Annotated in this window: 20 protein-coding genes and 1 tRNA gene; 9 read left to right on the top strand and 12 right to left on the bottom strand. The window is 36.8% G+C overall.

What is annotated here, in order from left to right; all coding sequences use genetic code 11:
- Positions 1 to 2 precede the first annotated feature (2 nt).
- Genes J2743_RS06135 through J2743_RS06125 form a run of 3 tightly spaced genes read left to right on the top strand, consistent with a single transcriptional unit; the run spans position 3 to position 2,468 of the window.
- Positions 3 to 1,394 carry an ATP synthase subunit B gene (locus J2743_RS06135; protein WP_209625693.1) on the top strand — a complete coding sequence of 464 codons (1,392 nt, stop codon included), beginning with the start codon at positions 3 to 5 and terminating at the stop codon, positions 1,392 to 1,394.
- 44 nt (positions 1,395 to 1,438) lie between these two features.
- A complete protein-coding gene (locus J2743_RS06130; protein ID WP_209625692.1) occupies positions 1,439 to 2,092 on the top strand; it encodes a V-type ATP synthase subunit D in 654 nt (217 codons plus the stop codon).
- On the top strand, positions 2,085 to 2,468 hold the full coding sequence (locus tag J2743_RS06125; RefSeq protein ID WP_209625691.1) for a DUF22 domain-containing protein: 384 nt from the start codon (positions 2,085 to 2,087) through the stop codon (positions 2,466 to 2,468). The genes J2743_RS06130 and J2743_RS06125 overlap by 8 nt, the downstream gene beginning before the upstream one ends.
- Positions 2,469 to 2,541: 73 nt before the next feature.
- Here the strand turns inward: J2743_RS06125 and J2743_RS06120 are convergent, their stop codons facing one another.
- Complete coding sequence (locus J2743_RS06120) at positions 2,542 to 2,952, bottom strand: hypothetical protein (protein WP_209625690.1); 411 nt, start codon at positions 2,950 to 2,952, stop codon at positions 2,542 to 2,544.
- Between the two features lie 43 nt (positions 2,953 to 2,995).
- Positions 2,996 to 3,331 carry a hypothetical protein gene (locus J2743_RS06115; RefSeq protein ID WP_209625689.1) on the bottom strand — a complete coding sequence of 112 codons (336 nt, stop codon included), beginning with the start codon at positions 3,329 to 3,331 and terminating at the stop codon, positions 2,996 to 2,998.
- Between the two features lie 63 nt (positions 3,332 to 3,394).
- Between J2743_RS06115 and J2743_RS06110 the strand changes: the two genes are divergently transcribed.
- Both J2743_RS06110 and J2743_RS06105 read left to right on the top strand, forming a co-directional pair.
- On the top strand, positions 3,395 to 3,802 hold the full coding sequence (locus tag J2743_RS06110; protein ID WP_209625688.1) for a DUF61 family protein: 408 nt from the start codon (positions 3,395 to 3,397) through the stop codon (positions 3,800 to 3,802).
- A gap of 161 nt (positions 3,803 to 3,963) precedes the next feature.
- On the top strand, positions 3,964 to 4,161 hold the full coding sequence (locus J2743_RS06105) for a hypothetical protein (protein ID WP_209625687.1): 198 nt from the start codon (positions 3,964 to 3,966) through the stop codon (positions 4,159 to 4,161).
- A gap of 26 nt (positions 4,162 to 4,187) precedes the next feature.
- On the opposite strand, the gene J2743_RS06100 is transcribed toward J2743_RS06105, so the two are convergent.
- From J2743_RS06100 to J2743_RS06085, 4 genes are all read right to left on the bottom strand, one after another.
- Positions 4,188 to 5,357 (bottom strand): ATP-grasp domain-containing protein, encoded by a 1,170-nt coding sequence (locus J2743_RS06100; protein WP_209625686.1) that lies wholly within the window; start codon positions 5,355 to 5,357, stop codon positions 4,188 to 4,190.
- A 21-nt stretch (positions 5,358 to 5,378) separates the two neighbouring features.
- Positions 5,379 to 5,450, bottom strand: a tRNA-Gln gene (locus tag J2743_RS06095).
- 100 nt (positions 5,451 to 5,550) lie between these two features.
- On the bottom strand, positions 5,551 to 6,246 hold the full coding sequence (locus J2743_RS06090; RefSeq protein WP_425342806.1) for a CRISPR-associated protein Cas4: 696 nt from the start codon (positions 6,244 to 6,246) through the stop codon (positions 5,551 to 5,553).
- 61 nt (positions 6,247 to 6,307) lie between these two features.
- Complete coding sequence (locus J2743_RS06085; protein ID WP_337972237.1) at positions 6,308 to 6,994, bottom strand: hypothetical protein; 687 nt, start codon at positions 6,992 to 6,994, stop codon at positions 6,308 to 6,310.
- Positions 6,995 to 7,447: 453 nt separating this feature from the next.
- On the opposite strand from J2743_RS06085, the gene J2743_RS06080 reads away from it, so the two are divergent.
- Positions 7,448 to 8,818, top strand: coding sequence for a cation efflux transmembrane domain-containing protein (locus J2743_RS06080; protein WP_209625684.1), 1,371 nt, complete (start codon positions 7,448 to 7,450; stop codon positions 8,816 to 8,818).
- Positions 8,819 to 8,891: 73 nt separating this feature from the next.
- On the opposite strand, the gene J2743_RS06075 is transcribed toward J2743_RS06080, so the two are convergent.
- Positions 8,892 to 9,041, bottom strand: coding sequence for a hypothetical protein (locus tag J2743_RS06075; RefSeq protein WP_209625683.1), 150 nt, complete (start codon positions 9,039 to 9,041; stop codon positions 8,892 to 8,894).
- A 732-nt stretch (positions 9,042 to 9,773) separates the two neighbouring features.
- On the opposite strand from J2743_RS06075, the gene J2743_RS06070 reads away from it, so the two are divergent.
- Positions 9,774 to 12,671, top strand: a complete 2,898-nt coding sequence (locus J2743_RS06070) for a beta strand repeat-containing protein (protein ID WP_209625682.1) — start codon at positions 9,774 to 9,776, stop codon at positions 12,669 to 12,671.
- Positions 12,672 to 12,812: 141 nt separating this feature from the next.
- The gene (locus tag J2743_RS06065; RefSeq protein WP_209625681.1) at positions 12,813 to 13,670 is read left to right on the top strand and encodes a bile acid:sodium symporter family protein; all 858 of its coding nucleotides are present in this window, start codon (positions 12,813 to 12,815) and stop codon (positions 13,668 to 13,670) included.
- 9 nt (positions 13,671 to 13,679) lie between these two features.
- On the opposite strand, the gene J2743_RS06060 is transcribed toward J2743_RS06065, so the two are convergent.
- Together J2743_RS06060 and J2743_RS06055 are read right to left on the bottom strand one after the other, a co-directional pair.
- On the bottom strand, positions 13,680 to 15,572 hold the full coding sequence (locus J2743_RS06060) for an alkyl/aryl-sulfatase (protein WP_209625680.1): 1,893 nt from the start codon (positions 15,570 to 15,572) through the stop codon (positions 13,680 to 13,682).
- A 114-nt stretch (positions 15,573 to 15,686) separates the two neighbouring features.
- Complete coding sequence (locus tag J2743_RS06055; RefSeq protein WP_209625679.1) at positions 15,687 to 16,040, bottom strand: SpoIIAA family protein; 354 nt, start codon at positions 16,038 to 16,040, stop codon at positions 15,687 to 15,689.
- 298 nt (positions 16,041 to 16,338) lie between these two features.
- Here J2743_RS06055 and J2743_RS06050 point away from each other — a divergent pair, with 298 nt between their 5' ends.
- Entirely contained in the window at positions 16,339 to 18,030 is a 1,692-nt protein-coding gene (locus J2743_RS06050) for a SulP family inorganic anion transporter (protein WP_245248093.1), read from the top strand.
- Between the two features lie 88 nt (positions 18,031 to 18,118).
- On the opposite strand, the gene J2743_RS06045 is transcribed toward J2743_RS06050, so the two are convergent.
- From J2743_RS06045 to gad, 3 genes are all read right to left on the bottom strand, one after another.
- Positions 18,119 to 18,655, bottom strand: a complete 537-nt coding sequence (locus J2743_RS06045; protein WP_342451635.1) for a DUF308 domain-containing protein — start codon at positions 18,653 to 18,655, stop codon at positions 18,119 to 18,121.
- A 98-nt stretch (positions 18,656 to 18,753) separates the two neighbouring features.
- Positions 18,754 to 19,107: a hypothetical protein gene (locus tag J2743_RS06040; protein ID WP_209625678.1), complete on the bottom strand. Its 354-nt coding sequence runs from the start codon at positions 19,105 to 19,107 to the stop codon at positions 18,754 to 18,756.
- A gap of 31 nt (positions 19,108 to 19,138) precedes the next feature.
- On the bottom strand, positions 19,139 to 20,524 hold the full coding sequence (gene gad / locus J2743_RS06035; protein WP_209625677.1) for a glutamate decarboxylase: 1,386 nt from the start codon (positions 20,522 to 20,524) through the stop codon (positions 19,139 to 19,141).
- Positions 20,525 to 20,568 lie beyond the last annotated feature (44 nt).

Below are 20,568 nucleotides of genomic sequence, written 5' to 3'. Positions count from 1 at the left end.
AAATGAACGCTAATATCAAAACCAGAGAATATACCACAGTCAGAGAAGTGGCTGGTCCCCTCATGATTGTTGAAGGCGTTGAAGGCGTTGCCTACAATGAAATAGTGGACATAGAAACACCAAACGGTGAAATGAGAAGAGGACAAGTCCTGGAAGTTAAAGATGACGTTGCTGTGGTTCAGGTTTTCGAAGGAACCAGAGACCTCAACACTGCCACCACCAAGGTACGATTCACAGGAGAAACCGCCAAAATCGGAGTTTCACTGGACATGCTCGGACGAATATTCGGTGGTACCGGAAATCCCATAGATGGCGGACCTGAAATCATTCCAGAAGAAGAATTGGACATTAACGGAAGTCCAATGAACCCATCTGCCAGGGAATTCCCTGCAGAATTTATTCAAACTGGTATTTCAACCATAGATGGAATGAACACCCTGGTACGTGGACAGAAATTACCAATCTTTTCTGGATCTGGTCTACCACACAATGAACTTGCCGCCCAGATCGCAAGACAGGCCAAGGTGTTGGCTGAAGAATCCGAATTCGCAGTTATATTCGCAGCCATGGGTATCACCCACGAAGAAGCAAACTATTTCATGCGCGACTTTGAGAGAACCGGTGCCCTGGAACGTGTGACTGTGTTCATGAACCTGGCTGACGACCCTGCCATTGAAAGGATCATCACCCCCCGTATGGCCCTAACCACTGCCGAATACTTTGCCTTCGAACATGACATGCACGTGCTGGTTATATTAACTGATATGACCAACTACGCAGAAGCTTTAAGGGAAATTTCCGCAGCACGTGACGAGGTACCCGGAAGACGAGGATATCCTGGTTACATGTACACTGACCTTTCCAGTCTGTACGAAAGGGCAGGCCGTATCAATGGTAAAGAAGGTTCCATCACTCAGGTACCGATCTTAGTGATGCCCCAAGATGACATCACCCACCCCATACCTGACCTTACTGGATATATTACCGAAGGACAGATAGTTTTAAGCAGGGACCTGCACCGTAAAGGTATTTACCCACCAGTAGATGTACTACCATCACTATCACGACTGATGAGTGGTGGAATTGGTGAAGGACAGACCCGTGAAGACCACAGTGGTGTGTCTGACCAACTTTACTCTGCATATGCTGAAGGACGTGACCTTCGTGATCTGATGGCTGTGGTTGGTGAAGAAGCCCTTACCGAGCGCGACCGTAAATTCTTAACCTTTGCTGATGACTTTGAAGGCAAATTCATCACCCAGAGCAGGGACGAAGACCGATCCATCCAGGAAACCCTGGACCTTGGCTGGGAGTTAATGAGCATACTGCCTGAAGCAGAGCTTAAGAGGGTCCGTGCTGAGCATATACCCAAGTATCACCCTGACCATAAATAACCCCCTTCTAAATTTTTTTAGGAAGGAAAATAGAGGGATAAAAAATGGCACAAGAAATGATTGAAGGCATCAACCCCACCAGGATGGAGCTTTTAAAACTCAAACAGCGGGAAAAACTCGCAGTTAAAGGTCACAGCCTCCTTAAAGAAAAAAGGAACGCCTTGATCATGGAGTTTTTCAACATCCTGGAAAGGGTGAAAGGATCCAGAGAAAATGTTAACAAGAAACTGGAGGAAGCCTACCAGGATTTAACCGCTGCCCAGGTTTCAATGGGTGATCTGGCTGTTCGAAAAGCTGCCATGTCAGTCACAGAATCAGTTGATGTGGATATTGACGCCAGAAGTGTTATGGGAGTATCAGTGCCGGTAATTGACTCTGAAATTAAAAAGAGAACTATCACCGAACGTGGTTATGGATTCATGGACACCTCAGTCAAAGTGGATGAAGCAGCCAAAAAGTTCGAAGAATCAATCCAGCTCATAATTGAACTGGGAGAAATCGAAAAAACCATCATGTTACTGGCTGGAGAGATCGAATCCACCAAAAGACGTGTGAATGCCTTAGAACATATCATTATTCCCAGGATTGAAAACACTGTCAAATACATTGAAATGCGCCTGGAAGAGATGGAAAGGGAGAACTTCGTCAGGTTGAAAATGATCAAGAAAACCATGGAAACGGAGGAAGTCAATGGTTAGAATAATAACACGACTGGATCAGGTCAAAAAAGAACAACACAAAAAAACCAAACCTTCCATTGATTTTGAGATCGGTAACATCTCTGGAAAAGTCAGAGCAATCATAGCTGCTGAAGAAAAGGAATTCAAAGCAGGGGAAACAAAACCAATCCCCATCAAAAAGATCGACATCAACGCCAACCACATAAGTTTCATAAGCGCTTATGGAACCAACAAGTACGGACATGCACTGGCAGTTGGTGAAGAAACCTACCTTCCCATCAGCATGGACAGAACAGCAGATCACGTGCTCTTCGCAGCAGCACTAGATTACAAAGTGGAAAAAGATGATTTATTAGGCATTTTAATACTCCTACCAGTGGAAGTAAACTTCTAAAGGTCCCTAAAAAAATTGTCTGATAAATATTTTTTTTTATTTTTGATTAAAACCAGCTATATTTTTGAAATGATTAAAATCCGACTAATCTTGATTTTATATAGTTATTTAGAGGTTCTTTGGCCTCCTGGATCTGGAGGAACAGATCATCCAATATGTATTTAATTTCGCGATAAGATTCCAGTGATTGATCATGTTTCCTCTGTAGATTTTTTAATTCTTTAATCTTGGACTTTCCCCTAACCCTTGACATAACACCAGGAGAACGCCCTCCAGCATAATCAACATTTATTTTATGTTTTCTTTTTAAATACTCACGTTCAATGTTTTTAATGTCCTTATTAACACGTTTTTTAAGTTCCTTTAATAGTACTTCCCTTTCATTGATCTCGGCTAAGATGCGCCTTGAATCGGCAATAGAATCTGCTTCTAAGTCAATATCAGCGATTTCCTGAATTAGTTTATAATAATCTTTAACTTTCATCCTGACACCATTAAAAAAGAAGAAATTAATCTGACTATCCTATTCACCTAATTATTTCAATTAATATCTTAAACAGATCAGATTCAACCTCACAATGGGTCTTCAGATCATCGTTTTCTTTTTCCATCAGCCTTAACTTATCAAGGATGTTGGCAATGGGATAAGTATTGAAAACTCCATTTACATTATCTGGTTTGGAAGATATAAGAAGAATAGTCACTATATTGTCATCAATATTCACATTATAATTCATACCATTGATGTAAATAGTATCAGATAACCTGAGAAGTAGTTTAATATGTTTAATAGGAAGGCCACTGGTGCTGATTATCTCTTTTATCTTATCATTCTCTTTACACTGTTCTATATCAATATCCACAGTATCCCCTACATTTACTTTTACAATACAATATTATATTCACCAGAGAATAAAATCTTAACTATGAACAGAGATCATAACCCGGAAGAAAATCTCCTGAAAAAACAGATCCTGAGCCTGAACCGCCACCTTCCCCGCCGTAGGAAGAACCTCAAGGAACTTTTAGAAGAGGAAAAACCACACGTGATGGGAACCGATGGGACACGCCACCGTTTTAAGAGGGATGAACTTAAAAAAATTGCATCCATGATTCCTGAAGGCATGTGGGAACGCCTGAAACTTCCAATATATATTGAAATTGATTCAGATAGAAGTGGTTCGCGCATATCCGGAAAAATAGAATGTGATCTGATATGCCAGATTCTGAATAAAGAGGATTGTGGTGAGGAAATCTATATTTATCGACCAGACATAAAGGTAGTAAGGCAAAAGTTTCCAACCACTTCACAGTACATATTCCTGGTTCGGTGAATTCCTTTCCTAAGTAAATATTACATATATAAAACTCCCATAATCGTTTCGTATGTAAATATTACTCACATAAATCCCCTTAATCTAATAGTTAAAGTAAATGCTAAAATTATATAAAGAAATATTCACAACAGATTGAAAACAATATAAAGGATGATTTAATGGGATTAAAAGGTATATGGAAAGCAATAAAATCATTTTATTACGATATTTTATATGACTTTGATTGGGAAGAGATAAAAAGGGACCCCGATAAAAGAGCAAAGGTAAGTGTGGTAATTTTCGGTGCTGAAATTCTAGTTACAATTAGTTTAGTGATTGGAACGCTAATTTTCATTTATTTAGTTGTGTTTACCTAAATATTAATTAACTATAAATTAACACATCATTTTGCAGGTTTCAGTTGGCCGTAAACCTTTTGAACCTTTTTTTTAGCAGAATAAATAGTATCTTCCCTTGCCATTCCTGAAGTTATGACTGTGGCTAAGGGTTCGCCTTTCTCAATGATAACCCCCGGGTAAGGTATATCATGGACCCCCGGCAGGTTAAGATCTGTCACCTGGGATCTGTGGTGGGTGTGGATGATCATTTTAACTGCAAATTTATCAGGAGCACTGACTTCCATAAGGCGTCCCTGACAGGCCTCAAGATGTGCTTCTGCCATGTTTATATTCAGGGCCACTTCGGCACATTCAAAGGTTCCCTGCAGGCGAGGGTTGACTTCAATGACATATATTTCGCCCTGGTTAATTATGAAATCCACCCCATTTGAGCCTATTAAGGATAGGTGGTGTGTCACTTTTTGGGCAATTTCTGAGATTTTACCATCTCCACTGTGGGGTGCAATGTTACCACAGTATCCGAATGGCTCCCTTTGACCCAATCTTTTGTCACCTATGATCTGGGTGCTGGTGAGTATGGTTTGAGTATCGTACATGGTTGAGAGAACTGATGCACTGATATTCTCACCAGCTATAAATTCCTGTAAGATCCAGTCATCACTTTCAATTTCCTGACAGTCAAGATCTGTTTCCTGCATCAGGGGATCCAACCTGCGTACTCCGTAACCGCCTGATCCATATCTAGGTTTTAAAATGAACTGTTTTTCCGGTGCACCGGTGGCAATTTCATGGGCATCATCCATATCACCTACCAGATATGTTTCTGGAACATGAAAAGAATGGTCAAATTTACTGTTAAGGAGGTTAAGTTCCTTCATAAGCTGGTATTTATCCTCAACACCATCCACATCAGGGTTTCCTATGATTTTATTGGATGGAAACCAATTAGGAGACACACCAGCACAACAAATAACCCCATCAACATCATCCACCATTTTAAGTGCCATCTTTTTAATAATCAGGGGATTGAAGTGTTCTATGAACTTTCCACATGATTTTTGTGGTTTTTGATCCAGGACAGACTGGGATTTTTCCGTGCATGATCCTAAATCCATAACTCCAAAATAATCTGCAGAATAAACCTGATATCCCAGTTTTTTCAGGGAACATGCCACAGCACGGGTGTTAACACCTGCCAGGAGAATTTTTTCCATGTAATTACCCTTGAAAATAAATAGTCCCGAGCGGAGTCGAACCGCCGTCGCCGGTTCCAAAGACCAGCAGGATTACCACTACCCTACGGGACTAAAACATAAAAAAGGCTGCAAGTGCAGCAATCTCCTTTTAGGCTGAAGTGATATTTAAAGTTATCTACATCTTATTTAAACTATGTTAAATAACTCAAAGTTATCTTGGAAGGGCTTTTTTATCACATTTACTCTTCAAACGACAGCTACGACATTTTCTAGGGTTTTGTGTCGGTATAAATTCTTCCTTACCCAAAATTAAGTTGTGAACCCGGTTAATAAGGGATATTATATCATTTTCTGCCCTCTGGTCAAAATATGCCGACCAAAAGATATTATCAGTTCCCCTTTCCCTCAGGGAGGCTATTATCTTTCTATCATCTTGCACTGTGTCTTTGAATGCCAGGCAATATCCAAAGACTTGGTGAATTGATGAAGAGAATGCCTTTGTTCCTGGTTTATCATCGATGATAACGAATTCATCAGGGGTCATCCACACCTCATCGATGAATCCTCTGATTCCGTAATGTTCGGAGATTACTGGTAGTTCTCTGGAGAGTAATTCTGCAGTTTTTGATGTTTCAATCATCTCTTCAAATGTGGCAGGTTCGGCATCACGTGAGAATTCTTCTTCTAATCTGGCGTGTTCCCTGGTCCCTACCACCATGTTTCTGGTGGGTTTAACTTCTATTCTTTGAACATTTTCCAGAAATATGCTGTATTCACAGTAACCCTGTTTATTCAGCCAGCTTATCGGGAAGTTGTTGCGCCCCTGGATAATCATAACCTGAGAGATGTCAGGGTGAGTTTTGGATTTTGTTTTGGGTTTTTCACCATCTATCAGACTTTGCTGGATTTTAAACACCCGTCATGTGTTGTAAAAATTTTATTTCTTTGAAAAAAATATTAATTTTTCCCTATTTTTCATCTTCCTCTTTTTTGGTTAAGCGGCTGCGTAGAACTGTCCAGATATCTTTATCATCCCTGTTTTCTTTGATTTCTTCGGCCTTTTTATTTTCTGTGCCTTTTTTATCCGGATTAATTTCTGTTTTATCGGCTTTAGAGGTACTTTTTTGGGTTTTACCCCCAAATTTCCCTTTTACAGTTACCTGTCCAGAGGAAGTCTGTTTTGCAGATTTTTGAGGAATGGTTTTGGGACCTTCTGTGTTTTCTTTCATTCTGGTATCTTTCACTTTTTTCAAGACACTGATGAGCTTTTCTCGGTCGTTTCCCAGACTTTCAACCTTATTTTCAAGTTCCTGGTTCTTTTTACGGATTTTATTATGTTTTTTGAACAGTTCTTTGTATGATTTGGAAAGTTGGCTGTGTTTCCACTCAAGATCTGCAAGTTCAGCTTCGTATTCAGCCAAATGACGCTTATATTCGTCTTCATCTCCTGAAATATCTTTTAATTCGCCTTTTTCATCAATTAAATCATTAAGATCGCTTTGGGGTATGATGAACACGTCCATACTGCAATCAAGGTTGTCCGCCCTTTTAAGGGGAACCAGATACTGATTGTATTCATAGGTCTTCTTCTGACCTCCCACATTTTTCTTGGTCTTCTTTTTATAGCATTTAACTTGTGATTTTACCAGTTTCACCAATTGATCTACCCCTATAAAGATTCAAAATTACGATTTAAAAAATCACATCCCCCTTCTGGATAAAGATATATCCTATCCTATTTTTAAGTCATTTGCTTTGTAACCTAATTTTAAGTTATTCAATTTCTAACATAATGTAAAGTTTTTTTACTTTGGAACCAAGTTTTAACTTATTTACTTGCGGTTCATAAATTTTCTTAAATTAAACTGGAATCCATTTACTCTAATCATGCTAGGCCTTCTTATATTACATTAAATGGTATTTCTATCTTTATTTATCATTTAGTTCCGCACCATGTGAATACCATCAGTATATGGATAGGATATCAGTATTATGTAAAATGGAAACATTAAAATCCAAGGGTTGTTACTTTATGTTAAGGCAACATTACCAATGTAATACTCATATCAATCCCCTTGTTTATTACTATGTGAATTCGGTGCATTATAATGAAAGATAAGAAACCCATATTGGGATATGATAGATTCCTGATGATGGCTCTTCTAAAGGAAGGTCCGCTGAGTTTAGAAGAGATTGATGATAAAACAATGCTGTTTTTATCACTTATCTGGTACCAGCAAATACCTCAAAAGAGCCAACCTTTAATGGAAAAATTGTTTTTCACATTTGCACATCTTAGGTCCGAATTAGAAGATAGGCGAGTTGCTCGAAAAGTTGGTGCCACTGCATATGAATGCCAGAAACTTGTTGAAATGGGTTGGGTGAAACTGGATGATGGTCTTTATTCTCTGACTCCTGAAGGATTGGAGTTGGCTGAAAAATTTGTTCAACATATGGAAAAAAAGGCAGCCCTGGTACGGAAGGATTTTTTCAAACCAGATGCAGCTGCGAAGAATACTACCTTTTTAGATGCTTTTCTGGCCGTTCTTAAACTAGGATCTGGTCTGGTGAGTGGGAGTGTGGGACTCACTGCTGATGGTACTGATGCCACCATGGATACGGTTTCCGCCTTTATGGTGTGGCTGGGAATCAAGTATCACCGGGAAACTCTGTCCACTTTGCTGGTGATATTCGGATTATTCTTCGCCTCCTTGAACATTGGTTATGATTCTGTTACCCATCTTATAAGCGCCTACTATGGAACACTGACCCCCATGGGTATGCCATACTTGGTTATAGTGGTGGAAGGAATCGCCATCATGGCAGCAGTTTTCCTGTTCTACTATCAACGCTACGTGGGTAAGACCAATTCTAATTTAACCCTTATTTCCCAGTCAGTGGACAGTAAAAATCATATATTCATAGGTTTTTCCGTTATTACCGGGGCAATTTTCACATTACAGGGTATTTACTTTGTAGATTCCATTATAGCGTTAGTCATAGCCATAGGAATATTCAAAGATACCACAGACTTACTCCAAGAGGCTATTTTAGCCAGAAGAGGGGAAGAGGAGGATTACTCCCATTATAAACTTCCTTTGGAGGAGACATGGGAGGGTAACAAGATGATGGCCTTCCAGAACTGGATATTATACATCCTGTGGAGTGGGCAGGAAAAAACACGCCCAGAAATTGTTTCGTCCTTGAAAACTGTTTTCAGTCCTGATAATTATATTCCTGTTTTATCAGAGCTTAATGCCTCAGTAAAGGAAGTTCATGACTTTGATGAGATATTTGATGATCTGGTAATTCCCCTGGAAAAAGAAGAGCTTTTAATTTTAGAGGAAGAAATTTACGCCCTAAGTGATGCTGGAAGTAAGTACCTGGAGAATTTTATAAGTAATTTCGATTACTATGATGTCCATACCTCAGATACCATCCTCCTGGCCATGGCTGAAGATTCGAGTAATCAACAGTAACCTCTAAAAAAGATTTAATGAAATAAATTGATATTAACTGATATTGATATAAATTGATACAAAATTAAATAATTTAAAAATTAGTTTTGGCATTGTTGGCAGCTTTCAATAGTTGCCGGTATTTAGCCCTTATATATTCCATATTTTCTTCTATAAGTTCATTGATGAACTTTTCCACACTTTCATCATCCAGGAAATCACGTATTTTATAGAATTTTGCCATTTTATAAAAACTCCTCTCGATCCAGAAATAATGTTTATTTTGCTTACTTAAATAGTTAGGTGATATACGAACTGTTCGTGACTAAATAAGGTAAAAAAAATATCAACTGCATCTATTCACATTCTACTCATTCATTGATCAAGGAAAAATATAAACATTTTCCCAGATTCCACCTAATTTTAATTCATCCAAAAAAAAATACAATTTGGTGATCAAATTTACTTCGTTATAGTCCTGTTTAGCGAAATTCTAATTCAAGTGAATGTTCTTTAAAATAAAATAATGTAAATTGAGTGATATTAATTATAAATACAACTGTATTAAGGATTTATGAACTGAAAACAGTATAACTTATCTTTTTATTTGTTCATATTTGCATATGAACTGTATAATATTCATTTAATTATTTTAAATATGTTAAAACACAATTTAAATGCAATAGTAGGATTCTGTTACAGATATTTTATTTTTCATTAGTTAAGTATTAATAGTAGCTAAAACTAACTCTTTTCGAAGAATATAATTACTAACCAATTAATCTAAACGCCAAAGGAGTTAATTTAACCTTAATTAACTTTTTTTAGGGTACGCCATGCAACAGGATTTCAATAATACTCAATAATTTATTTAATAAAGTATAACAGAGGTGAAAACATACAAAAACAAACAATTACAACTAAAATTGAATTCATTATTCCTTTACTGCTTATAAGTTTAACCTTATTAATCTGTTTGAGTGCTGTTTCTGCAGTAGATGTTTATGTTAATACCACTGGAAATGACACAAGCGGTACGGGTTCTGTTGATAATCCTTACCTTACTATACAAAAAGGAATAGACAGTGTAAATCCAAATGGGACAATATACATTGCTGATGGGATTTACAAAGACACTGGAAACACTAACTTAACAATAAACAAAAACATGACCCTTATCGGCCAAAGTCAGACAGGCACCATAATTGATGGTCAAGGACAGGGATCAATATTCACAATCAACCAGGGAATAACCATTATATTAAAGGAATTGACATTAACCAACGCCAGTACCACTAAGAAGGGTGGGGCTATTAACAATAACGGAACTTTAACAGTGTATAATTGTAACTTTAACAAGGATGTTGCGACTATCTTTGGAGGAGCAATCTACAATAATGGCACCCTAACAGTATCTGACTGTAACTTTACACAGAACACTGCAATTGGGGGTGGGGCCATCCATAACGATGGAATATTGAAAGTGATTAACAGCACCTTCAATAACAATACAGTGCCTAGTGGTGTTGGTGGTGCTATCGCTAATTATGGAAATTTAAACATGACTGGTTGTTCTTTTGATAATAACTTCGCATGGTTTTACGGTGGAGCTATTTACAACTCTAAAAACTTAAACATGACCAACTGTACATTCAAAAATAACACCGCTGAAGAGGGAGGAGCTATTTATAATTATGCAACAGGTATATTAAACATAAACGAAACATCATTCAATAATAACTCTTTAGATTATTCAAACGGTGGAGCAATCTATAATAGTGGAACACTGGCCATAATTAACGGTAAACTTACAAGTAACACGGCAAAAATCGATGGGGGAGCTATTTACAATAGTGGAACAGTAACCATCACAGGGTCCACGCTCACAGGTAACACCGCAACCGAAGATGGTGGTGGTGCTATCTATAACAGTGGGACAGTAGACATATCTAGCAGCACATTCACCAGCAACACTGCAAGTAAGGGAGGATCCATCTACAACAAGGAAGGCAGATTAACCATAAATAACAGCACCATAGAATATAGCACCGCGACAGCCACAAGTAAAACTGTAGATGTATATGCTAGTGGTGCAGGAATCTTCAATGATATTAATGGTAATTTAACAATTGATAACTGTATCATCCAAAATAACAATGCCACAGCCTCAGGTGAAGGTGTAAACGTGCGTTCTTTTGGTGGAGGGATATGCAATGGCGGAAATCTCTTTATCAATAATTGTATCATTCAAAATAACAATGCCATAGCCACAGCCGCCTCACAACTCGATATTGTATCTGCTGAAGGTGGAGGAATCTACAATGATAATATTCTCATCATTACTAACAGTACCATTCAAAGCAACACCATCACAGCCACGGCTGATGCGGACGTGATTATTTATGGGGCCGGAATCTTCAATTCTGAAGATGGAAATGTGTATATTGACAAAAGCACCATCCAATACAATAACGCCATCACAACTACAGATGCAAGTGTAGGTGTTTACGGTGGAGGAATACTCAATAATGGAAATCTGTATATTAATGACAGTTCTATCCAATACAACACAGTTGCGGCTACTACTCAGAGTATAAATCGCATTGGCGGTGGAGCTATATCTAATTCATACATTGGAAATGTGTATATTGACAAAAGCACCATCCAATACAATTCGGTTAAAGCCACAGGTGGAGATATTTTTGCCGTTGGTGGAGCAATCTACAACGAGAATGTTCTAATTATCAGTAACAGCACCCTTCAATACAACAATGTCACAGCCACTGGTGGAAGTGAATATTCAGATATTTGTGGCGGAGGAGTATGCAATTTTGGTGATATGATTGCAAATTTCAACCGGATTATAAATAATTCCCCAAATTCAATACATAATGATGCAGAATCTGTCCCAGATCTTCAATATAATTGGTGGGGTTCAAACGACCCTGTTTGGAGTGATATTATATATGGATGCAGTCCTCCTGACAATTGGGTTATTTTGAGCGTTAATGCAAGCCCTACAAATATCAATAACACCAAAACGTCAACTATAATGGCAGATTTCAACCATATTAACGGTGGTGGTATTTTAACTGGTGGACATATTCCTGATGGACCTATAACTTTGGAAGTACCATGGGGAAGCTTAGTTGACGCCATATCTGGAACCGGAAATTTGCCTTTATTGAGAAGTATAGGATCAGTATCTCCCGTGAGCGACTCTACTGTAATAACTCATTCAATCACATTAAACACTATAAATGGCGTTATTGCAGCTACATTCTATGCTAATGAAGGAGTAGTAAACCCCTTATCTAACCCTGTAAAAGTTACTGCAACTGCTGATAACTACACTACAAACAACACAGAATCTGCTTATATCACCCTCAACAAAGCATCAGACCTATATATCAAAATAACAAGCAATAATAACAACCCTAAACTAGGAGAAACATTCCAAATTACCTACAAGCTCGGAAACAAAGGTCCAGATGCAGCAAACAATGTAACAATAACAATACCCCTACCAGAAGGCTTTGAATACACCCATATTAGTGGTGATGGAGATTGGACTTACAATGCAGACACTAATACAATAACATGGACTATAACAAAGGTAGAAGTTGGTGATCCTTATCTGTATGTTTCAGGTTATGTAATTAGGCCGGGAGTTTATGTATTTAGTTCTTCAATCTCTTCAGATACTTACAATATCAACAGTCAAGGTGTAACTCCAATCACAATCAATGCAGTGAGTGAAGTGAAAGCAGCAAGTAAAACAATACCCATGCAAAATACAGGATTACCCATATCTGGACTAATACTTGCAATTCTAGCAGTTCTTGGTGGCTTAGCAACCTCAAAAATAAAATAAACTTTTTTTCTCTTTTTTTTATTTTTTCTATAAAATGTAACTACCATACTTGTTACCTATCCATCAACCAAACCATTATACATCATCATGAAGGCAATATAATAGTTTATAAAAAAAATAAAATACACAGGATGTGATTTTATGGTGGCATTAGTAGAGTTCACAGATTTTTTAGGTAGTATTGGTGTCTTGGCCCTTTTTATATTCATTATTTCCAGTATGATCTCCATGGGCCTAAATTATTCACTGAAAAGCATTATATCCCCTTTAAAAGATTTTAAAATGGATTTACTGTCTATCGTTGCTAACTTCGTTATTATTCCATTGATCACCATAACCATTGTGTATTTATTCCCCCTTGGCACTGGATTATCCACAGGATTAATTCTCATTGGATGTGCTGCAGGAGCTCCTTTCCTTCCAAAATTAGCGCAAATAGGGAAAGGAAATGTGCCTTACTCCATAGGTCTGATGGTGCTGCTAATGTTAATTACAATAGGGTTCCTGCCACTAGTATTGCCCTTTGTGCTCCCTGGAGTTACTGTCAATCCTTTAGACATAGCCAAGCCCCTGGTTATTTTAATGTTATGTCCAATGATAATTTCCATGTTGTTTAGATATCGATATGAAGATATATCCAAAGAAATTGAACCATTTTTTTCAAAAACATCCAGTCTGGCTCTTTTCGTTTTAGTTATTTCATTTTTTGTGGTGTACTTCAATCAAATAATGGGAATTATTGGTTCAACAGCCATAATTGCTTCTGTAATTATATTTTTAACCGCTTTTGTAGTTGGCTATTTACTGGGAGGAAAAGATAAAAACACTAAATTCACTTTAGGGGTTGGAACTTCACAAAGAAATCTTGCTGCTGCTTTTACAATAGCTACAACAAATTTTAACAATCCTGAAGTATTAACCATGGTAATAGTCTTTGGTTTAATGGCACTCTTAATAATAATGCCTTTAGCAGCCGAAACCGGGAAAAAAAGAAGGTGAAAAAAGAGTTTATGGTATAACTATGTTGAAACCAGAATCGAAACCTACCATGGAATCTAAAAATTCTTTCAAATCCTCAGAGTTACCTTTAACTTTTGATTCATCACTGGTAACTTCATCCAGCTTGGTTTGACCCAGAATCAGGGTTACCAAGGTGGAGACATCCACGTTTAATTCTATGTCTGGAGATTCATCCTGATAGTTCATCCGGTATATTAAAACAGAATCTACCAAGTTTATAGAACATTTTTCATTTCTATCAGTTAAATTTACATTTAATCGGATTTCTTTTCCTTCTGCTTTATCTTTATCAATTAAAATACCTAAAAATTCTAACAACAACTCGGTAGGCATACTGATCAGCGCATCTGTTGTATCTGTTGTTGCTGGAACTTTGTTCCCCCGTAATTCGGCGGCACCCACCAGGAAATTGTTTCTCCAAGGTCCACTTTCAGTTTGGTATCCTAATTGTTCCAGTGCATCTGCTTCCAGATACCTTGCATTTTTGTTGTTTGGATCTGCAAATACCAGGTGTTTGCATACTTCAGCCACCCATCTGTAATCTCCTTCATCAAAAGATTTTTTGGCTTTCTTTAAAACTTCTTCGAATCCGCCCATAAATTCCACATATCTTTTAGCAGCTTTTTCTGGTGGAAGAGCATATAAGTTTGCAGGATTTCCATCGTACCATCCCAGATAGAATTGGTAGATGGCTTTGGAGTTGTGATTAAAACTACCATAATAGTTTCTCAGGTGCCATTCATTTTCTAATGTTTTGGGAAGTTTCATTTCTTCTGATATTTCAATAGGTGTGTATCCCTGATTAGCTAATCTCAGGGATTGATCGTGCAAAAATTTGTAGGCATTTCTCTGCTTTTGTAGCATGTCAACGATTTCTTCATTTCCCCATTTAGGCCAGTGATGTTGTGCTATAAGAGTCTCTATTTGGTCACCATAAGTAAGTAGAATATTATCAATGGCTTTCCACCATTTCTTTGCATCTCTTACCTGAGCACCTCTTAAGGTAAGGATGTTGTGGATGTGATGAGTTACCACTTCAGCTACATTGAACACTTTAAACTGTGGATAGTACATCATAAATTCTGAAGGGGCTTCTGTTCCACTGGCCATTAAAAATCTAATATCCACCCCATCGACAGTGATCTTTTCTCCACTTTTACCAATAGTTTTCGTTGGATTGATTAACGATGTGGTTCCTAGAGCAACATTTTTTCCCAGACCCACATCTACCTGTTCTTGAGCAGATTCATTCAGTGTGATCCCATACATGTAGTTTGCTCGTCTGGTCATTGCATTTCCTGCAAATATATTTTCACTTACTGCTGCCATCAGGAAACCTTCAGGAGCTATCACCTCAACTTCTCCTTTATCTACTTGTTCTTGGGTTATAACACCTGCCACTCCACCATAATGGTCCCAATGACTGTGAGTGAAAATAACTGCTTTCACAGGTTTTTTACCTATATTTTTATAATATAGTTCCATTGCAGCCTTTGCAGTTTCAACGGAAACTAAAGGATCAATGACTATTAATCCAGTATCTCCCTCAATAACAGTGATATTTGACACATCATAAGATCGTATTTGGTAAATTCTATCCTGGACTTTGTATAAACCACTGTATAAATTAAGTTGTGCCTGTCTCCACAAACTAGGATTAACTGTAGGTTGCCAATCTCCTTTCAAAAATTCATAACTTTTTAAATCCCATAAAACGGAATCGTCAACTTTGATAACTAGATTTTCATCAGTTGCGATAAATCCCTTTTGAGCCTCTTTAAAATCTACATCATCATCAAAAGGTAGTTTTGCTTTCAAATCTTCATTAAATTTTTTGGTTATTTCAGAAGCATCCTTAATATCTTTTGTAAATTTTTCCATAGGAGCACCTTTTTTATAATTTGATCCTTTTTTAACTCCAAAAAATAAAACAGATAGGGTTTTTTTCTAAATCTATTTTCTAAGAACCTTTTTAACTAACTTTTTAATGAATCATTATTCCTGCAGCCATTTCCAGGCTTCATCTATATCTGCGGTGTGGAAATATTTACTTTCTTGGGCGTATGCTTTACCAAATACAGTTAACAGTTCTTCCCAGCGTTTATCACCAACAATGGCTAATTTATCTATTTTTTCGTGATATTTCCGGCCGAAATTTAGATCATCACCCCATGCTTCTACTTTTTCCCACTTAAATTCTTTCAAATCCAGTAGCAGTGCAGCTGATCCTTCCTGGTCTATCACATTTTGCACATCTGGTACCAAAACATCATAATCTGATTTGGATACATCACCAATTAACCTGAAACCCAGAACTTTCCCCTGACTTTTTTCCATTTTTTCAATCATATCAACAATCCTCCTCTTGACTTATTTTTTCGTTGTGAAAAATAATAAATTTTTGGATTTGTAATAATCATTTGTGTATCCTGGGCAAAAACTCAGCAAACTTACAATTCTTGGTTGTGAAAACCGAAAATTATAAGTATCTCACCAAACAATTTGCATTTGGAGTTTATTTAATCACCAATCAACGTTAACTTAATTTATAATGTAAAAAGAAACAGAAAATTCCCTCATATCAAATTTATCCATTTATATCAAAAGTTTAAAGAGAATTGTGACTAAAAATTTCCTGGTGAAAATATTGAAATATAATTTCAAAAATGTCACGTCTTTATTACCCATACTTAAATGGGGGACTAAATATGATAGAAACTGGTTAAAACCAGATATTATAGCAGGAATCACGTTAGGTGCATTTACCATTCCTGAAGCAATTGCATATGCTTCTTTAGTGGGTTTACCCCCAGAAACAGGTTTATATGCAGCCATGATAGGATTGGGAGTTTATTTATTATTCGGGACGTCTAAACAGCTTTCTATGGGACCCACTTCAGATGTGGCTATTTTGGTGGGGTCAACAATTGGTGGTCTTGCACTTTCCAGTTTTACAGAATATGCTGCTCTGGCTGCAGTAACTGCTATTTTAACTGGAGTAATAGCTTTAATTGCCCGGATTTTGAAAATGGGTTTCTTAGTGAAGGTAATTTCTAAACCTGTTTTGAAGGGTTTTCTTGCAGGTGTTGGTTTTTATATAGCTGTCAGTCAGTTACCCAAATTATTTGGCATCCATGGAGCAAGTGGAGGGTTTTTTGATCGCATATTTTTTATTGTTTCCAATTTTTATCAGTTTAATCTTCCCTCATTTCTAATTGGCATGGGAGGAATAATATTCCTCTTAATTATTCGTTACCGATTTAAAAAAGTGCCGGGAGCTCTACTTTTAATAGTTTTCTCCATTATTTTAATGTCAGTCACTAATTTGACTGATATGGGTGTGACTGTACTGGGACAGATATCAGCCCAGTTGCCTACCTTTGGTGTTCCCAATATTGCTACTGATATTTCTACAGTTATCCCCCTTGCTTTTGCCTGTTTTTTGATAACCTATGTGGAAGGTATGGGCCTTGCTAGAATGTTTTCGGTTAAGCATCACGATCCTATAGATCCTGATCAGGAGCTGGTGGCCCTGGGAACATGTAATATTGCGGCAGGATTAAGTCAAGGATTTCCTATAGGGGCTAGTATGTCCAGAAGCCTGGAAAATGATGAAAGTGGTGCAAAAACACCATTTGCAGGAGCTATCAGTGCATTAATAATACTCATCGTCATATTATATCTTTCCGGATGGTTATTCAATCTTCCCCAACCCATCCTGGCATCCATAGTGCTGGTGGCAATTATTGGCCTTGTGGATTATAAAGATCTACTTCGAATATACAGACTAAACAAAAGAGAATTTTATATAGCCATAATTACATTTTTGAGTGTTTTAACATTGGGGATCCTTCAAGGAATCCTGATCGGAATTATAATTGCATTCATAGATTTATTAGAACGTATTTATAATCCAAAAATAGTTGTTTTAGGACGTATCCCCCATTCTGAAAAGTTTAGTGATCTAGAACGTCACCCTGAAAATAAACAAATACCAGGTATTTTGGTGGTTAGAGTAGATGGATATCACATATTCGCCAGTGCAGAAAACATTAAAGAATCTATAATGAGTTTGATTGAAAATCAGGATAGTAAAGTGGATCTTCTCATACTGGATTTCAAATCATCACCAATAATAGATGTTACTGGTGCTGACATGCTAAAAGAACTGTGCGAAGAAATTATAAGTGAGGGTATTGAAGTTAAAATCGCCCATGCTTCAGGACAGGTGAGGGATTTCATTCGCAATGCTGGTTTTGAAAATTATTTCGAGCATTTAAAGCCTAATACTCATATCCATGAAATAATAGAGGAATTTAAAAATAAAAATAATCGTTAAATTCAAATCGTTATTCGTTGACTTAATACTTGAAGATATAACATAACTTTAAAAAAAATAGGGATTGTATGATTTGATTTTTTTTTAACTAATTTTCTTCATTTACAATTATGTCTGCTGGTTTAATAAAGAACAATGCTATTCCATCGATTATTAACCAGATACCAATAAGTAACGCAAGGTAATAAGGGTCCCAGGCATACGCGGCTAGTATTAAATATAATATACCTAATATTATGCCCATAGCACCTGATCCTTTACCATATGCTCCTTCTTTAACAAAGAATGACATTATACCTGCGATTATCATGAAAAGTCCGGCAAAGTATAGTAAGAAACTTGCAAAAGCACTGAATGCTAGAATATTTCCAAATAAACCAATTCCTACAATAATACCTATAATCCCTAGAATTAGATAGGCAATACTGGCACCCTTACTTGCACTCCAGGTTCCAAAGCTCTGTGCCAGGAGCCAAATACCCACAAAGATTATTGCCAGCCCAGCCAGTATACTTACTGTAAACACACTGAACAGAGGGAATGCAATTACTAAAATACCTAAAATAATAGCTAATATACCCATTAATACATTATTTCCTTCAGCCATTTTTCTTAACCTCCTCATATGTTATCAAACAATCCCTATACACTATTTAACCTAATATTAAGATTCAAGTATATATATTAATTTGTTATAAATGTACAATTTAAAAAATAAAAAAATTAGAATTCTTTGTTTATATTCACAACTCCCTGATTATCAGATGTGCTTTGTGTTTGAATTACATTTCCACCTTGTAGCAGCTGTACAGTTAAAGTTCCAGTACCATTATTTTCTAAGGAAACTGTAACAGTTCCAGGATTAGGGCCTAAATTGTATTTAGCATTTCCTGTTCCGTTTATCTGCATATCTCCATTTTTGTACCCATAATCACCAATCCAGGTACTGTTGGAATAAATCTGCAAAGTCACATTTGAACTGCTCTGATTTGAGGTGTTGTTACTGCTACTGGTACATCCAGATGCGAGGACTACTAAAACTAAAACAACAGGTATAATTCCCATTATTTTTTTCATTATTTTACCTCATTCTTCCAAATAATTTGATTTAATATAATAGAGAGTGATCCTCTTTCCTGTGTTCTTCTTCAAATGACTCTTCCAGTTTTTCACAGACATTCATTATATCATCAAAAAGCATGTTGACCATATCTCTACTAAATGTCTCTTTGATAACCATTCTTAAAACAGTGACGTCTTCTGCATTTGGCGGAAGTGTGTAAGCAGGTATTATCCATCCTCTTTCTCTAAGTTTATCTGAAAGCTGGTAAGTGGTGAAGTTTGAGTTTTTTAAAGTAAGGGCAACCAATGGAAACGTTGTGTTCTTGTTTATGATTTCAAATTTACCTGTTTCCTTAAGTTTTTTTGATAGATATTTAGCGTTTTCTGACATATTTTCCATTATACTCTTATATCCATCATATCCAAGACGAATAAAATTATAATATTGGGCTATTATGGTGCTACTACCTTTCGAAAAGTTTAAAGAATAATTGGGCATTGATCCACCCAGATAGTTTATATCAAATACCAATTCTTCTGGAATGTCAGTTTTATCTTTGAATACTAACCATCCAATTCCAGGATAAACAAGGCCATATTTGTGGCCTGAAACATTTATGGACCTTACTTGTTCCAGTCTAAAATCCCATTCCATGTCAGGATATAAGAAAGGAACTATAAAACCCCCACTTGCACCATCAACATGCATAGGAATGTCCCATCCTTTTTCTTCCTTAATTTTAAGTAAAGCATCGTTAATTTCTTTTACAGGATCCATTTGACCAGTGAATGTGGTTCCTACTACTGCTCCTACTGCTATGGTGTTTTCATCTACTTCAGCAGCAACATCTTCAGCGGATATTACATAGATGTCCTCTTTTAGAGGTATAAGTTTTAGTTCAACATCGAAATATAAAGCAAACTTTTCCCAAACTGTATGAACATCTGCACCCATAACAATGTTTGGTTTATCATAAGGTTTACCTTCGGCCTGTCTACGCTTTTTCCAAGTCCATTTATGAGCTAATAACGCTAACATTATGGCTTCAGAAGAACCAATAGTTCCTGTTCCAACAGATTCACAATCCTCAGGAGCGTTGAATAATCTGGCCAACATATTAATAATTCTTGATTGAATTACCTCTGTTTGAGGGTATTCATCATTATCCACAAAGTTTTTATCCAGACTTTCATTGATAAGCTGTTCTGCTTCTGGTTCCATCCATGTGGTTACAAAACTTGCTAAATTCAAGGCAGGATTCCCATCAAGATTCATTTCATCATGAATAAGCTGATATGCTGCCCTAGCTGGCATTCCTTCATCAGGCATTACATATTTTGAAATGCCTTTTGCAAAATATCGGCTTCCATATATTGTTGTTTCCTTATCTTCTTTCTTCATTTTATCTAAGTTTTTTTTGTTTGACAGCATCTATCTCACCTTCATTGTACCAAAAAACGAATATTATTTCATAA

This window comes from Methanobacterium petrolearium (assembly GCF_017873625.1).
In the GTDB taxonomy this organism is placed as follows: Archaea; Methanobacteriota; Methanobacteria; order Methanobacteriales; family Methanobacteriaceae; genus Methanobacterium; species Methanobacterium petrolearium.
This window is presented reverse-complemented; position numbering and strand designations above follow the sequence as displayed.

Bases quoted from the DNA above. Each gene is read 5' to 3' on its own strand.
- J2743_RS06135 (WP_209625693.1), top strand. From the start codon at position 3: ATGAACGCTAATATCAAAACCAGAGAATATACCACAGTCAGAGAAGTG.
- J2743_RS06130 (WP_209625692.1), top strand. From the start codon at position 1,439: ATGGCACAAGAAATGATTGAAGGCATCAACCCCACCAGGATGGAGCTT.
- J2743_RS06125 (WP_209625691.1), top strand. From the start codon at position 2,085: ATGGTTAGAATAATAACACGACTGGATCAGGTCAAAAAAGAACAACAC.
- J2743_RS06120 (WP_209625690.1), bottom strand. From the start codon at position 2,952: ATGAAAGTTAAAGATTATTATAAACTAATTCAGGAAATCGCTGATATT.
- J2743_RS06110 (WP_209625688.1), top strand. From the start codon at position 3,395: ATGAACAGAGATCATAACCCGGAAGAAAATCTCCTGAAAAAACAGATC.
- J2743_RS06105 (WP_209625687.1), top strand. From the start codon at position 3,964: ATGGGATTAAAAGGTATATGGAAAGCAATAAAATCATTTTATTACGAT.
- J2743_RS06100 (WP_209625686.1), bottom strand. From the start codon at position 5,357: ATGGAAAAAATTCTCCTGGCAGGTGTTAACACCCGTGCTGTGGCATGT.
- J2743_RS06080 (WP_209625684.1), top strand. From the start codon at position 7,448: ATGAAAGATAAGAAACCCATATTGGGATATGATAGATTCCTGATGATG.
- J2743_RS06075 (WP_209625683.1), bottom strand. From the start codon at position 9,041: ATGGCAAAATTCTATAAAATACGTGATTTCCTGGATGATGAAAGTGTG.
- J2743_RS06065 (WP_209625681.1), top strand. From the start codon at position 12,813: ATGGTGGCATTAGTAGAGTTCACAGATTTTTTAGGTAGTATTGGTGTC.
- J2743_RS06060 (WP_209625680.1), bottom strand. From the start codon at position 15,572: ATGGAAAAATTTACAAAAGATATTAAGGATGCTTCTGAAATAACCAAA.
- J2743_RS06055 (WP_209625679.1), bottom strand. From the start codon at position 16,040: ATGATTGAAAAAATGGAAAAAAGTCAGGGGAAAGTTCTGGGTTTCAGG.
- J2743_RS06045 (WP_342451635.1), bottom strand. From the start codon at position 18,655: ATGAGGAGGTTAAGAAAAATGGCTGAAGGAAATAATGTATTAATGGGT.
- J2743_RS06040 (WP_209625678.1), bottom strand. From the start codon at position 19,107: ATGAAAAAAATAATGGGAATTATACCTGTTGTTTTAGTTTTAGTAGTC.
- gad (WP_209625677.1), bottom strand. From the start codon at position 20,524: ATGCTGTCAAACAAAAAAAACTTAGATAAAATGAAGAAAGAAGATAAG.